At 63.7% G+C, this 12236-nt stretch carries 14 protein-coding genes and 2 tRNA genes; 7 read left to right on the plus strand and 9 right to left on the minus strand.

Translation table 11 applies throughout. The features are described from left to right. Both FLM9_RS08150 and FLM9_RS04815 read left to right on the plus strand, forming a co-directional pair. The coding region (locus tag FLM9_RS08150) for an ATPase, T2SS/T4P/T4SS family (RefSeq protein ID WP_438801335.1) at positions 1 to 529 on the plus strand (529 nt) is incomplete at its 5' end. Next, positions 529 to 1752, plus strand: coding sequence for a type II secretion system F family protein (locus tag FLM9_RS04815; RefSeq protein WP_074457510.1), 1224 nt, complete (start codon positions 529 to 531; stop codon positions 1750 to 1752). The genes FLM9_RS08150 and FLM9_RS04815, both read left to right, overlap by 1 nt. A gap of 242 nt (positions 1753 to 1994) precedes the next feature. On the opposite strand, the gene FLM9_RS04820 is transcribed toward FLM9_RS04815, so the two are convergent. Both FLM9_RS04820 and FLM9_RS04825 read right to left on the minus strand, forming a co-directional pair. Then, positions 1995 to 2201: a DUF8635 family protein gene (locus tag FLM9_RS04820; RefSeq protein ID WP_074457511.1), complete on the minus strand. Its 207-nt coding sequence runs from the start codon at positions 2199 to 2201 to the stop codon at positions 1995 to 1997. Positions 2202 to 2239: 38 nt separating this feature from the next. Next, a tRNA-Ala gene (locus FLM9_RS04825) sits at positions 2240 to 2312 on the minus strand. Positions 2313 to 2352: 40 nt separating this feature from the next. On the opposite strand from FLM9_RS04825, the gene FLM9_RS08735 reads away from it, so the two are divergent. The 5 genes from FLM9_RS08735 (at position 2353) to FLM9_RS04850 (ending at position 6906) form a co-directional block, all read left to right on the plus strand. After that, positions 2353 to 2811, plus strand: a complete 459-nt coding sequence (locus FLM9_RS08735; protein WP_368794372.1) for an RNA-guided endonuclease InsQ/TnpB family protein — start codon at positions 2353 to 2355, stop codon at positions 2809 to 2811. Beyond that, entirely contained in the window at positions 2799 to 3836 is a 1038-nt protein-coding gene (locus tag FLM9_RS04835) for a glycosyltransferase family 2 protein (protein WP_081340201.1), read from the plus strand. Before FLM9_RS08735 ends, FLM9_RS04835 begins: the two co-directional genes overlap by 13 nt. A 619-nt stretch (positions 3837 to 4455) precedes the next feature. After that, positions 4456 to 4584 (plus strand): photosystem I reaction center subunit VIII, encoded by a 129-nt coding sequence (locus FLM9_RS04840; protein WP_074457513.1) that lies wholly within the window; start codon positions 4456 to 4458, stop codon positions 4582 to 4584. 75 nt (positions 4585 to 4659) lie between these two features. Continuing rightward, positions 4660 to 5151, plus strand: a complete 492-nt coding sequence (locus FLM9_RS04845) for a photosystem I reaction center subunit XI (protein WP_074457514.1) — start codon at positions 4660 to 4662, stop codon at positions 5149 to 5151. A gap of 132 nt (positions 5152 to 5283) precedes the next feature. Continuing rightward, on the plus strand, positions 5284 to 6906 hold the full coding sequence (locus tag FLM9_RS04850; RefSeq protein WP_074457515.1) for a glucose-6-phosphate isomerase: 1623 nt from the start codon (positions 5284 to 5286) through the stop codon (positions 6904 to 6906). A gap of 20 nt (positions 6907 to 6926) precedes the next feature. Here FLM9_RS04850 and FLM9_RS04855 read toward each other — a convergent pair. The 7 genes from FLM9_RS04855 to FLM9_RS04885 form a co-directional block, all read right to left on the minus strand. Then, positions 6927 to 7015, minus strand: a tRNA-Ser gene (locus FLM9_RS04855). 15 nt (positions 7016 to 7030) lie between these two features. Continuing rightward, positions 7031 to 8227, minus strand: coding sequence for an alanine racemase (alr, locus tag FLM9_RS04860; protein ID WP_074457516.1), 1197 nt, complete (start codon positions 8225 to 8227; stop codon positions 7031 to 7033). Positions 8228 to 8233: 6 nt separating this feature from the next. Beyond that, the gene (locus tag FLM9_RS04865) at positions 8234 to 8470 is read right to left on the minus strand and encodes a DUF2839 domain-containing protein (protein WP_074457517.1); all 237 of its coding nucleotides are present in this window, start codon (positions 8468 to 8470) and stop codon (positions 8234 to 8236) included. 162 nt (positions 8471 to 8632) lie between these two features. Next, the gene (locus FLM9_RS04870; protein WP_143324607.1) at positions 8633 to 9157 is read right to left on the minus strand and encodes a phosphate-starvation-inducible PsiE family protein; all 525 of its coding nucleotides are present in this window, start codon (positions 9155 to 9157) and stop codon (positions 8633 to 8635) included. Positions 9158 to 9162: 5 nt separating this feature from the next. Beyond that, a complete protein-coding gene (gene recQ, locus FLM9_RS04875; protein ID WP_074457519.1) occupies positions 9163 to 11019 on the minus strand; it encodes a DNA helicase RecQ in 1857 nt (618 codons plus the stop codon). Continuing rightward, complete coding sequence (locus tag FLM9_RS04880) at positions 11016 to 11687, minus strand: DUF2232 domain-containing protein (protein ID WP_074457520.1); 672 nt, start codon at positions 11685 to 11687, stop codon at positions 11016 to 11018. Before FLM9_RS04880 ends, recQ begins: the two co-directional genes overlap by 4 nt. Continuing rightward, a complete protein-coding gene (locus FLM9_RS04885) occupies positions 11684 to 12157 on the minus strand; it encodes a hypothetical protein (RefSeq protein WP_074457521.1) in 474 nt (157 codons plus the stop codon). The genes FLM9_RS04880 and FLM9_RS04885 overlap by 4 nt, the downstream gene beginning before the upstream one ends. Between the last annotated feature and the right edge of the window lie 79 nt (positions 12158 to 12236).

Raw genomic sequence — 12236 nt, forward strand, 5'->3', positions numbered from 1 at the left:
TCTGGTGGCGGCCTCCCTCCTGGGGGTGGTGTCGCAACGGTTGCTGCGCCGTGTGTGCCCCGCCTGTGCCGTGCCCTACTGTCCCCAGCCTGAAGACCTGGCCAGGGTGGGACTTCTGGCCAGTGGGGACACGGAACTGTGCTTCTATCGCGCCTGTGTCAGCACTCCGGGAGCGCCGGGCTGTAGCCAGTGCGGCGGCAGCGGCTACCGGGGGCGGGCGGGGGTCTATGAGGTGCTGCCCGTGAGCGAGGAGATTGCTGCGGCCATGGCCCGGGTCGTCACCACGGATCAGTTGCGCCGCATGGCCGTGGCAGGGGGCATGACTACCCTGCTGGGCTACGGCCTGGAGTTGGTCCTTCAGGGCGTCACCACCCTGGAGGAGGTGGAGCGGGTGTTGCTGACGGACGTGGGCCTGGCCACGGAACGACGGGCCAGAACCCTCAACTCCCTGAATTGCCCGCGCTGTAGCGCCGGGTTGCAGGATCAATGGCTGGAGTGCCCCTACTGCCTGCAGCAGCGTCCCACCTGATGCCAACCATGCGTTACAATGCCACCTGTCGCAACCAGCGGGGCGCCACCAAGACCGTGGAACTGGAGGCCGCCAGCCCGGTGAAGGCGCGTCGCATCCTGCAACGCCGCCGGTTGACGCCTCTCAAGATTGAGGCCTTGCCGGAGCGTCCCCCGTCTGCAGGGTGGAGATTCACCTTGCAGCGCCCCCCCAGTCGTCGGGAGCGGGCCATCTGGGCCAGCAAGCTCTCCGCCCTGGTGGACGCTGGCGTGCCTATTGCGCGGAGCCTGGATCTGGTGGCCCAGCAGCAGCGCTCTCCCCTGTTCAAGCGGGCTTTGGCCGCCGTCTCCCTGGACGTGCGCCAAGGGGACAGCCTGGGGGAAGCCATGAAGCGCTGGCCCCACGTCTTCGATTCCATGACCGTGGCCATGGTCATGGCGGGTGAAGCCGCCGGGGTGATGGGCGAGGTGCTGGCCCATCTGGCCGTGGTGTTGGAGAGCAACGCCAAGCTGGAGCAACAACTCCAGCAGGCCGTCTCCTATCCCTTGACGATTTTGATCATGGCGGTGGGCGCCTTTTTGGGCATGACCGTCTTCCTCATTCCCACCTTTGCCGGGGTCTTTGCCGAGTTGGGTGCCGAACTGCCCCTGTTCACACAGGTGATGGTGAATCTGAGCCACTGGCTGCGCTCAACGTGGGCCGTGGCGGTTTTGGTAACACTGCTCCTGATCTTCGTGGGGCTGTCCATGGCCCGCAACACCCCCAGAGGTCGCCGTCAGTGGGATCAATGGACCCTATCCTTGGTGGTGTTCGGTGCATTGCTGCGCAAGACCGCCACTGCCCAGTTCTGCCGCACGCTGGCCTGCCTCACCCGTGCGGGCGTGCCCATTCTGTCCGCCATGGACATTGCCCGGGCCGTGCTCCACAACGGAATCTTGGATCGGGCCGTTGTCCAGGCCCAGAATAGTTTGGAGGAAGGGGAGTTGCTAAGCACAGCCCTCGACGGCCAGAACGTGTTCCCCCATGCGGCCATCACCATGGTGGCCATCGGCGAAGAAACAGGCCAGATGCACGTCATGCTGGCCAAAATCGCCGACTTTTACGAAGCGGAGGTCACCACCACCATCAAGACTCTCACCGCCATGGTGGAGCCCCTGATGATCCTTGTGGTGGGTGGCATTGTGGGCTCCATCCTGCTGGCCATGTACCTGCCCATGCTCACCGTGTTCGATCAGATTCATTGACGTCCTCACCCACCCTGAAGGAGAGGGGGATTCCTCACGCGGGCAAGCCCCCTGTGCCCACAGGCTGAACAGGTTTGGGAGGCGGGTTGGCTGATGTCCTCATCCCTGCCACGTTCAGATTTTCAAGCACAACCGTCTGTCCGCCACCTTGGCAAGGGTGCAAGAACTGGAAAGACTGGGTAAGGGACGACTCCAGCGAAGACGCAGTTCTCCCGTCTTCGGGAAGCAAACGCCCTGACCTGTTAAGGCTGGTTGGTGGAGCTTTTGGCTTTGCGGCCTGAGCGGCCGGCAACCAATTCCAGGAGGGCTTCCATCTGGGCCATGACGCCGCGAACTTCGGCGGGATCAGGCAGGAGGCCATCCTCCTGGACTCCCTGGTGCATTTCCCGCAATTCTTGCCGAATGTAGCGCAGATGGCTAACCACCTGCTCGCGCTTGGACTGAGACATATAGATACCTTATCATAGCCATGGGACAACCGGGGCCATGGAGAGTAGGGGAGTTGAACCCCTGACCTCTGCGGTGCGATCGCAGCGCTCTACCATCTGAGCTAACTCCCCAAGGGGGTGCGTATCCACAATACCCGCCCTTGCTCCCAGACTGGAGACTACCCACCAGAGCGGAGCGAGGGGCTCGGCCAAGTTTCTTCGAGCCGCCTTGAAACGGATCAGGAGGTTGAGGCGAGACCTTAGCCGCAAGGTGAAGGGCTCTCACAACAGGCAGAAGGCCCGGCTAATCTTGGCCAAGGCTCATGTCCAGATGGCGGACCAACGGTTGGATCATCTCCACAAGCTCAGCACGCGACTCATCCGCGAGAACCAAACGGTGTGTATCGAGGATCTGAACCTTTCGGGGATGGCCAAGCACCAGAGGCTTGCTCATTCAATAGCAGAGGCCGGTTGGCGTCTGCTGAGGACCCTGCTGGAGTCCAGGGCTGCAATGTACGGGCGAGATGTCCGAGTTGGCTCCCGTTGGAAGCCAACGTCTCCGACCTGCTCAGCCTCTGGCCATGAAGCAGGAACCCTTCTTGGTCGAGGAGGGCAGTCATGTCTGACTTGAAGAAAGGAATCCCCGTCCTTTACGGCGGGGAGGACGTCAAGGTTCAGCCCAGCATTTCCGTGGTGATTCCCCTCTATAACGAGGCTGACGGACTGGAGCTTTTGCTGGAGCAATTGCTGGGGGTGCTGAGACCCATCAAGGAGCCCTTCGAACTGGTGCTCATTGATGATGGCTCCACTGACGACACAGGTGAGCGGCTGCAAAAGCTGGCCCGGGAAACGCCGGAACTGGTGGCCGTGCTGCTGCGCCGCAACTACGGCCAGACCCCGGCCATGGCCGCCGGGTTTGACGTCTCCCGCGGCCACGTGATCGTGACCATGGACGGGGACCTGCAAAATGACCCTGACGATATTCCCCGCATCATCAACCGTCTGCGGGAAGGCTACGACCTGGTGAGCGGCTGGCGGCACCAGCGCCGGGACAAGGCCTTGAGCCGCAAGCTGCCTTCACGATTGGCGAACCATCTGATCGGCAACGTCACGGGGGTGCGGCTGCATGACTATGGCTGCTCCCTCAAGGCCTACCGCCGCGAGTTGGTGGAGGACATGAACCTCTATGGGGAACTGCACCGCTTCCTGCCTGCCCTGGCCTCCATCGAGGGGGCCCGCATTGACGAGATCAAGGTCAATCACCGGATGCGGCCGTTTGGCCGCAGCAAATACGGCATCGACCGCACCTTCCGGGTGTTGATGGATCTACTCACCATCTGGTTCTTGCAGCGCTTCCTGACCCAGCCCATGCACGTGTTCGGCTTTGCCGGGCTCCTGGCCGTCACCATCAGCTTCCTGATGAGCTTTTACCTGCTGGTGGTGAAGATCATGGGGGAAGACATCGGCAGCCGTCCCCTGCTGCTGTTGTCCGTGGTGCTGGGGCTGGCCGGGGTGCAGATGTTCTGTCTGGGGTTGTTGGGAGAGTTGCTGATGCGCACCTACCACGAGAGCCAGAACCGCAGCATCTACAGGGTCAGGCAAGTGGTGAGGGGCAACTGCCCCGGGGCCGACGAGGGCGCCGTGGAGGACGTCTGAGGCGCTGCGTGGGCCACGGAAGCGCTCCAGACCACGGGCTGCCAACTCGACCACACGAAGGTCCGCATCCCGCAGACCGCGCCGCAGGAGCGGGAGGCAGATGGGGTTTCCCCAAGCCACCATGTCTTCCATGGCCGCCAGCCGGGCGTTTGACCCCTTATCGTAGGCGGACTTCAAGTACCGCAGCATATGCCGCCGCTGTTGTGGACCCGGAGGCCGGAACTGGCCCATACCAGTGACCACAGCCGGTTGTGCAGGGGAGGGGAAGGACTGCCAGCCCCCCTGAACTGGATCCGGGCCAGCGCCGGCCTGCTGCGGGCTGGGTGAGGCCTGCTTCCCCAGGAGCTGCCGGCGCCATTGCAGCAGAACGGCTCCCATGAGAAGAAGAACGGCAACACCAACAACCAATAGGGTCTCCATGGTGTAATCCTATCCCTCTGCCAGGCGCCCAAGGCTCTGCCCAATGCCCGGGGGTTGAACTTTTATGTCACCCCCAGACTGTGGTCACCGTGATCAAAGGCTGGCTCACTTAGGGTTTGAGCCGTCAATCATGGGCATGTCGTCCCAAGCCTGCTGGGACGCTGTCAATGCTTGAAACAGCCCTTTTGCTCTGTCCGGTATGACTGTTGATTTCACCATTGGCGATTACGCCGCCGCGTGGATGCCATCAGTGTTTATCCCCCTTGTGGTCATCAGCGCTTTCGTGGCCATGGGAATCCTGTTCACCGTTGTTGAATCCACGGACTGATCCTCCGGCAAGTTTCCCGACGCCGCGCCGCGCCTTGTCTGCGGCGCTTCCTGATTAACGTCTCCCTCGCCAACCATGACCGTCACCCCCGTCGCGGACCCCACTGTTGGGGACCTGGCCACTCCCTTCAACTCCAACACGTTCATCAAGGCCTTCCTCAACGCTTTGCCGGCCTACCGGCAAGGCCTCTCCCCCAACCGCCGTGGTCTGGAGGTGGGGATGGCCCACGGCTTCTTCCTCTATGGTCCCCTGACCATCACCAGTGGCCTGAGAGCCACCGAGGCGGCCGCCACCGCCGGTTTGTTGGACACGGTGGTCCTGGTCACCGTGCTCACCGTTGCCTTGTCCCTCTACGGGACTGCAGGCAGTGCTCCCAAGGTGCAGCCTCCTTCCGCCACCATTCCCAACCCGCCAACCGATCTGTGTACCAGAGCCGGTTGGGAAGAATTCGCCAGTGGCTGGTGGCTTGGTGGCTGCGGCGGTGCTGCCTTCGCCTGGTTCCTCTGTAGCACGGACCTGGTGCGTCCCCTGGTGGACATGGCCGCCGGTGTGTGGAGCGTGGGCTGATCCGGGGCTGATGAGGACAGTGCCTTGCACGTGGGTCTGACCCCGGCACACCCTCTTGGTGCGCAAGGCAAAACATCAGATGGCTTAGCACATCAGATGGCTTAGCGTTGAGCCAACCGACATGTGGCCTGGATGAGCTCGGCTCCCCAAATCCCCCTTTACCCCCCCCTTGAGACCACCAACCACCAGCAGCTTTGGGAACGTTTCTGTGCGTTGCTCTGGCACGACGAAGAGCTGGGCTTTTGGCTGGACGCCAGCCGGATGGCACTGAGCACGGAGGCGCTCACCAGCCTTCAGCCGCGCTTTGACCGTGCTTTTGCGGCCATGGCCGCCCTTGAGAAGGGGAGCATTGCCAATCCCGACGAGCAGCGGCAGGTGGGCCATTACTGGCTACGGACTCCGCAACTGGCGCCGGATCCCGCCATCACCGAGGAACTTCAGCAGCAGCAGCAGACCATGGCCGCCTTTGCCCGTGGTGTGCTGGAGGGATCCGTCGCCACCCCTGCAGGAGCGGCCTTCACCGATGTGGTGTGGATCGGGATCGGCGGCTCGGGATTGGGTCCCCTGCTGGTCATTCACGCCCTGCAGCAGACCGGCGTGGGCCTGGGGTTTCACTTCATTGATAACGTGGATCCCGAGGGCATGGGCCGCACCTATGGGGAATTGGGGGAGCGGCTCAAGACCAGTCTGGTGATTGTGGTGAGTAAATCCGGCAGCACCCCGGAACCCCACGTGGGCATGGTGCAGACCCGCCGCCGCCTGGAGCAACTGGGAGGAGCGTGGCCAGCCCAGGCGGTGGCCATCACCATGCCGGGCAGCAAGCTGGATCGGCAGGCCGTCTCGGAAGGCTGGCTACAACGTTTTGCCCTCCATGACTGGGCGGGTGGGCGCACCAGCATCACCTCTGCAGTGGGGTTGCTGCCGGGGCTGCTGGCGGGTGTGCCCATGGAGGACTTCCTTGCCGGGGCTGCGGCCATGGACCACGCCACCCGTCAGCCCGTGGTGGGCAACAACCCTGCCGCCCTCATGGCCGCCAGTTGGTTCGTGGCCGGTTCCGGGCGGGGCACCCGGGACATGGTGGTGTTGCCCTATCGGGATCGCCTGCAGGTGTTCAGCCGCTACCTGCAGCAGTTGGTGATGGAGTCCCTGGGCAAGCGCTGTGACCGGGACGGGGTGGTGGTTCATCAGGGCATTGCGGTCTACGGCAACAAGGGCAGCACAGACCAGCACGCCTACGTGCAGCAGCTTCGGGATGGAATCGATAATTTCTTTGTCACCTTCATCGAAGTCCTCAAGGACCCCGCCGCCAGCACCCCAACGGAGGAGGATGACAGCCCCGGGGACCTGCTGGACGGCTTCCTTCAGGGCACCCGCAGCGCCCTCAGCGAGGGGGGCCGCCAGAGCATCACCATCACCATGGAGCGGCTGGGTCCACGGGAGTTGGGGGCCCTGGTGGCTCTGTTTGAGCGGACAGTGGGGCTCTATGGGGAGCTGGTCAACGTCAACGCCTACCACCAGCCCGGCGTGGAAGCGGGCAAAAAGGCCGCCGCCGCTGTGCTGAGCCTGCAAAAACAGGTGGCGGCCCTCCTGGATGCCACCCCCCGCACTGCCGTGGAGATTGCCCAGGCCGTCGGGGCGCCGGACCAGGTGGAGCGGGTGTTCTGGATCCTGCGCCACATGGCCCTCAATCAGCCCCACCTGCAGGTGGAGGGTTCATGGGGACAGCCCCGGACTCTGCGCTTTTTCAAGGGCTGAGGGACGGGGATTGTCAAGAACGGAGAGGGAGGGATTCGAACCCTCGACAGAAGTTGCCTCCTGTAACTCCTTAGCAGGGAGCCGCTTTCAACCACTCAGCCACCTCTCCAGTGGCCCCTCCAGGCTACCATTGCAAGGCCAGTTGGTCACCCTGCTGTGGTGAACGGCCAGCGCTTAACCGGGGCAGACGGTTGGAGAAGCCACAGAGAATGTCCCAGGGGATGGTGCCGCAGGCTTCACTCCATTGGCGCGGGCTGATGGCTGTGGTTCCGTCGTGGCCCAGCAGGGTGACCACCGCGCCGGTGTGAAGCTGGGGGTGGTCGGTGGCGTCAATCATGAGTTGATCCATGGTGATGGTCCCCACCTGGGGCAGTCGGTGCCCCCGATGGAGCACGCCCATGCGGCTGGAGAGCAGCCGCGGCACCCCATCGGCATAGCCGATGGCCACCACCGCCAGTCGACTGGGGCGTTTTGTGCGGTAGCGGTGGTCGTAGCTGACGCCCGTGCCGGCAGGGACGGTTTTGATCAGGGTGACTCTTGAGCGCACCGCCATGGCCGGTTGCAGGGGCAGCATACCTTCCAGATGGCCCGCCGGAGCATGGCCATAGAGGGCCAACCCGACCCGCACCATGTCGTAGTGAAGGCTGGGATTGGCCATGGTGGCGGCGGAATTGGCCAGATGACGGCAAAGCCTTGCGGGTTTCCCGTTGGTGAGTGCAGCCAGCACCTGATCAAAACTTTTCTGCTGCTGCCGCGTCAGGCCGGGATCCAAGGCATCGGCGGCCGCCAAGTGGGAGTAGATACCCTCCACCCGGAGGCCGTCCAGTTGCTGGATGGCCTGAATCAAGGCCGCCCCTTCCTGCCAAGGGACACCGAGACGGGCCATGCCTGTATCCAGGTTCACGTGGACCGGCAAACACGCCCCCGAATCACTGGCCACGGCATGGAACATCCGTGCCTGGTCCAGGGTGCTGATGGTGGGCAGTAGACGCCAGTGCCAGCAGCCATGGACATCATCGGCCTGGCTCAGGTGGCCCAGCACCAGGATGGGCTCCTGCAACCCCTGCTGACGGAGACCAACGGCTTCCGCCAGGCTGGCCACTGCAAAGGCATCGGCGCCCCCGGCCCGGGCCGCGTGGGCTGTGGCGCCGTCCCCATGGCCATAGCCATTGGCCTTGACCACGGCCATGAGCTTCACGTGGGGACCAATCCTCTGGCGCAGCACCCGGGTGTTGTGGGTGATGGCCCCTTCATCCACCTCGACCCAGGCTCTGGAGCGTTCAAGGAGCGTGGCCTGCCGCTCCGGTGAAGAGACCAGCATAGGGGCTCAGCCCTGTAACGTCCACCAGCCCAGGGCGGGACCGACAAAGCGGACCACCAGCCAGACCACCACCAGCAGGCCGATGCCGCCCCAGGCGCCGCGGCTGGTCCAGGTCATGAAGCTTCGGGCTTGTTGGCGGGTCAAGGGCAGCCAGCTCACCACCCGTGGGGACGTATCTCGTGGCTGTCTTGATGTTTGCCGTGGCGGCAGGCCTAGATCACGGCGACGTTTTGCTTCTCCCATGGTTGACTTCCTCCCCGCCCTGAAGAGGGGGGATTCCTTGCTTCAAGAGGCATAACATACCTCCCGATCAAGACGGGTTGACGCTTCATTGCCAGATGCGGGCACGCCCGTCCTATCTCAGAAAAGGCAGGTGCAGCGTCTCAAGGCTTGTCGTTGTGGTCGCTATCCTCCTCCGTCTTGAAGAACGGAGCCCCCTGCTCCACTCTGGTGGTGATCGTTGGGACCACCGCGGGCCTTGGTGGTCTGGTTATGGGCCTTGCGCACCATCCAGTACCCTGCCGAGAGGAAGACAATGGCACCGCCCAGCGCCACAATCAGGAGCGCGGGATCCTCAATATCGGACTTATCAAAGACAATGACCTTACGGGCCAGGGCGGTCAGGGCCGTGGCCAGAACCAGTTCCAACTGGATGGTGTGCTGCCGCAGATAGGCGGTAATGTTTTCCAGTACCTCAATGGCAATTAGGAGGGTGAGCAGTTCACCCAGCAGGGGAACAAGTCCGTCCCCCATCAGGTTGGCATCCGTGCGATAGACGGCCTGGGCCATGTGGACCAGCAGGTGAATCGTGGCCACCACAATGACCACACCCAACGCCACGGCCAGGACACGGGCCAGCATCCGTTCAAAGCGGCCCAGGAGATCAAGGAAATGGCGGTCATCAAAAATGGACGACACAAGGCGTCGCATGGCGATCACAGCTGAGGGTTGGAAGAAGGAGGCACTTTTGCCGCAATGGCAGCCAGGAACGGTTCAGCGAAATCCCTTAATTTTACGGTCCCGACGCCGTTCACCTGGGCAAACTCCTCCTTCGTGCGCGGACAGCGGCGGGCCATGTCAAGGAGAGTGCGGTCGGGAAAGATAATGTAGGCTGGCACGCCGCGCTGCTTGGCCAGGTGCAGCCGTAAGGCCTTCAAGCTGGCAAGCAGATCCCCCTGCTCGTCACTGAGAGGTTCCTCTGCCGGGACAGTTTGACTGGCTTTGGTCTTGCGGCCGTTGCTGGACGGCTCAGGGAATGGGGGGGATGGAGCCACAACGTCCTCCCGGTAAAAGAACGTTTCCTCGCCCCCCTGCAGCCCACGGCCCTTGGGGGTGATCATCAGGCTGCCGTAGCCGCCAATATCTAGCCTGAGCAGGCCAGTGGCCACCATCTGGCGAATGAGGGAACGCCACTGGTTTTTGCCCCGCCCTTTCCCTGTCCCGAAGCTCTCCAGGCGCTCGTGACCGGCCCGGCGCACTTTCTCCGTCAGGGAGCCATAGACAATATCAATCACGTGGGCCGCCCCATAGCGTTGCCCGGATTGATGGACAGCTTCCAACACCTGACGGGCTGCGTCCGTGCCATCCAGGCAAGGAGCCGGATGGTGGCAAATGTCGCAGTTGCCGCAAGGTTCGCTTTCCTCCCCGAAATACGCCAGCAACGGAATCCGGCGGCAGGACGGGGACTCGCAGTAGCCCAGCAGGGCATCCAGCCGTTTGTGTTCCTGGCGTTTGCGCTCCGGGCTGGAGGCCTGGTCTTCAATGAACTGACGCCTCATGCGCAAATCCCCCAGGCCGTAGAGCATGTGGGCCTCCGCGGCGCCGCTGTCCCGCCCGGCCCGGCCAATCTCCTGGTAGTAGGCCTCCATGGTGCCGGGCAGATCCGTATGCACTACAAAGCGCACGTCAGCCTTGTCGATACCCATGCCGAAGGCGATGGTGGCCACCATGATCACTGCTTGCTCCGTGATGAAGGTGTTTTGATGAGCCTCGCGTGCCGTTTGATCCATGGCGGCGTGATAGGGGAGGGCGCGGAAGCCCTCCTCCTGTAGCAGCGCAGCCACCGCCTCTGTTTTCTTGCGGGAGAGGCAGTACACAATGCCACTTTCGTTCTGGTGGCGGGCCAGGATGTCCAGCAGTTGCCGTTTCCAGTTCCGCTTCATCTGCACGGAGAGGTGGATGTTGGGTCGGTCAAACCCCTGCACCACCCGCTCTATCCGCCCCCGCAGCAACTGCCGGGCAATGTCGTCCCGGGTCACGGCGTCGGCAGTGGCAGTCAGGGCCAGGATGGGCGCCTGGGGGAAGACGTCGTGGAGGCGGCAGAGATCGGCATACTCCGGCCGAAAGCCATGACCCCACTGGGAAATGCAGTGGGCCTCGTCAATGGCCAGCAGGGTGAGGGGCAATTTGGCGAGGGCGGCCAGCATGGGTTCCGTCATGAGCCGTTCCGGTGCCATGTAGAGCAGCCGGATCTCACCGGCCACCACGCGCCGCCACGTGGCCACGTTCTCTGCCCGCCTCTTGCCGGAGTTGATGCTGTCCGCCGCCACGCCACAGAGACGCAGGGCCGCCACTTGGTCCTGCATCAGGGCCACCAGGGGAGAGACCACCACCGTCAGCCCGCCCCGCACCAGGGCCGGCACTTGAAAACACAGGGATTTACCAGCGCCTGTGGGCATCACCGCCAGCACATGGCGGTTGTCCAGGATGGCCTCAATGACTGCCGCCTGGCCGGGGCGGAAGGCCTGGTGGCCAAAAACGTCCCGAAGAACAGCCTGGGCGCGAGACGTCATAACGGATCAAGGGCTACCAGGGGACGCAAAAGATCAGGGGGATCGCTGACGGCACTGTGCAGGCGGGGGAAGATCCAATAGGACACGATGTGGAGGGTGAGGGTATAGACGGTGTTCTGCAGCAGGATCAACACCACGGCCATGGCTTGCACCTGGGGGACGGTGGGGGCCAGCGCAAGCCCCAGAACGGTCTCCAGGGGGGTCAGGAGCCAGTCCAGCATCTGGACCGCGGCGTTGGTGATCACCACCCAAAGATTGTTCCCCAGCAACAGGGAGAGCACCGCGATCCGCACCACAAAGCCGAGGCTGCCCACCAGGGACCCCACGCTCCAGCTCACGCCCCAGCCCAATCCCCGGTTCCAGCACCATCCCAGCCAGATTCCCAGGCAGCCGTAGGGGAACAACACCAGGGGGCCACGGATGGGGCCCATGAGCACACTGAGCAGCAGAACAGCCACAGCGGCCCCCATCAAGCCGCTGCGGCGGCCATGGCGCAGTTGGAGCAGGGCCAGAGGCAAGGGCAGGGCCAGGCGAAGGAGGGGTCCGCCCACAGGGAGGTAGTAGAGGGCGATAAACAGCAGGCCCGTGGCTGCCGCCAGATAGGCGGTATCGGTGATGCGGCGTGCCTCGGACCGCAGACTCCGGAGCGACGGGGGCGACGAGGTCATGGGGACGGGGCCAGGGGCGTGGGCTCGTTGGGCAGCCGCTCGATGGTTTCCACCTCGAACAGGATGCCCGCCGCCCGCAGTGCCTGGGTCACGGCCTCAGCCGGGGCAGCCGGATCCGCTGCAGGCAGGCGTAGGAGCAGACGGTAGGGGGTTGGATTCAGGGGAGGGGTGGTGGTCACCAACGCCGGGGCCTGGCTTGTGGCGGCTGCCGGATTCGTGGCTGTCGGATTGGCGGGGGAGGAGTCTTCCACGGGATCACCCGGCTCGGATGGCTGCTCTGTCAATTGTTCCCCTGTGGGGGTGTTGACTGCCGCCCCAGTGGGAACGGCCGTCTCCTCCACCGGATCATCGGGCTCGGACAGGCGCTCCGTCAATTGGTCTCCCAAGGGCGTGCCGGAGCAGCCGATGCACAACAACCCCAGCAGCCAGACAACAGGCCCAAGACCCACAGGGGATTGGCGGTTGATCATGGGGGCGACGGGTTGGCGGCACGCCGCGACCGGGTGGCCCGGCTCGTCTTGCTGCCGGTGGCTGCCGTTTTAGTCCCCG

The sequence above is a fragment of the Candidatus Synechococcus spongiarum genome (genome assembly GCF_900047545.1).
Taxonomy (GTDB): domain Bacteria; phylum Cyanobacteriota; class Cyanobacteriia; order PCC-6307; family Cyanobiaceae; genus Synechococcus_B; species Synechococcus_B spongiarum_C.

What these genes read in the sequence shown, in the direction of transcription:
- FLM9_RS04815 (WP_074457510.1), top strand. Translation starts at nt 529, where the DNA reads ATGCCAACCATGCGTTACAATGCCACCTGTCGCAACCAGCGGGGCGCC.
- FLM9_RS04820 (WP_074457511.1), bottom strand. Translation starts at nt 2,201, where the DNA reads ATGTCTCAGTCCAAGCGCGAGCAGGTGGTTAGCCATCTGCGCTACATT.
- FLM9_RS04835 (WP_081340201.1), top strand. Translation starts at nt 2,799, where the DNA reads ATGTCTGACTTGAAGAAAGGAATCCCCGTCCTTTACGGCGGGGAGGAC.
- FLM9_RS04840 (WP_074457513.1), top strand. Translation starts at nt 4,456, where the DNA reads ATGACTGTTGATTTCACCATTGGCGATTACGCCGCCGCGTGGATGCCA.
- FLM9_RS04845 (WP_074457514.1), top strand. Translation starts at nt 4,660, where the DNA reads ATGACCGTCACCCCCGTCGCGGACCCCACTGTTGGGGACCTGGCCACT.
- FLM9_RS04850 (WP_074457515.1), top strand. Translation starts at nt 5,284, where the DNA reads ATGAGCTCGGCTCCCCAAATCCCCCTTTACCCCCCCCTTGAGACCACC.
- alr (WP_074457516.1), bottom strand. Translation starts at nt 8,227, where the DNA reads ATGCTGGTCTCTTCACCGGAGCGGCAGGCCACGCTCCTTGAACGCTCC.
- FLM9_RS04865 (WP_074457517.1), bottom strand. Translation starts at nt 8,470, where the DNA reads ATGGGAGAAGCAAAACGTCGCCGTGATCTAGGCCTGCCGCCACGGCAA.
- FLM9_RS04870 (WP_143324607.1), bottom strand. Translation starts at nt 9,157, where the DNA reads ATGCGACGCCTTGTGTCGTCCATTTTTGATGACCGCCATTTCCTTGAT.
- recQ (WP_074457519.1), bottom strand. Translation starts at nt 11,019, where the DNA reads ATGACGTCTCGCGCCCAGGCTGTTCTTCGGGACGTTTTTGGCCACCAG.
- FLM9_RS04880 (WP_074457520.1), bottom strand. Translation starts at nt 11,687, where the DNA reads ATGACCTCGTCGCCCCCGTCGCTCCGGAGTCTGCGGTCCGAGGCACGC.
- FLM9_RS04885 (WP_074457521.1), bottom strand. Translation starts at nt 12,157, where the DNA reads ATGATCAACCGCCAATCCCCTGTGGGTCTTGGGCCTGTTGTCTGGCTG.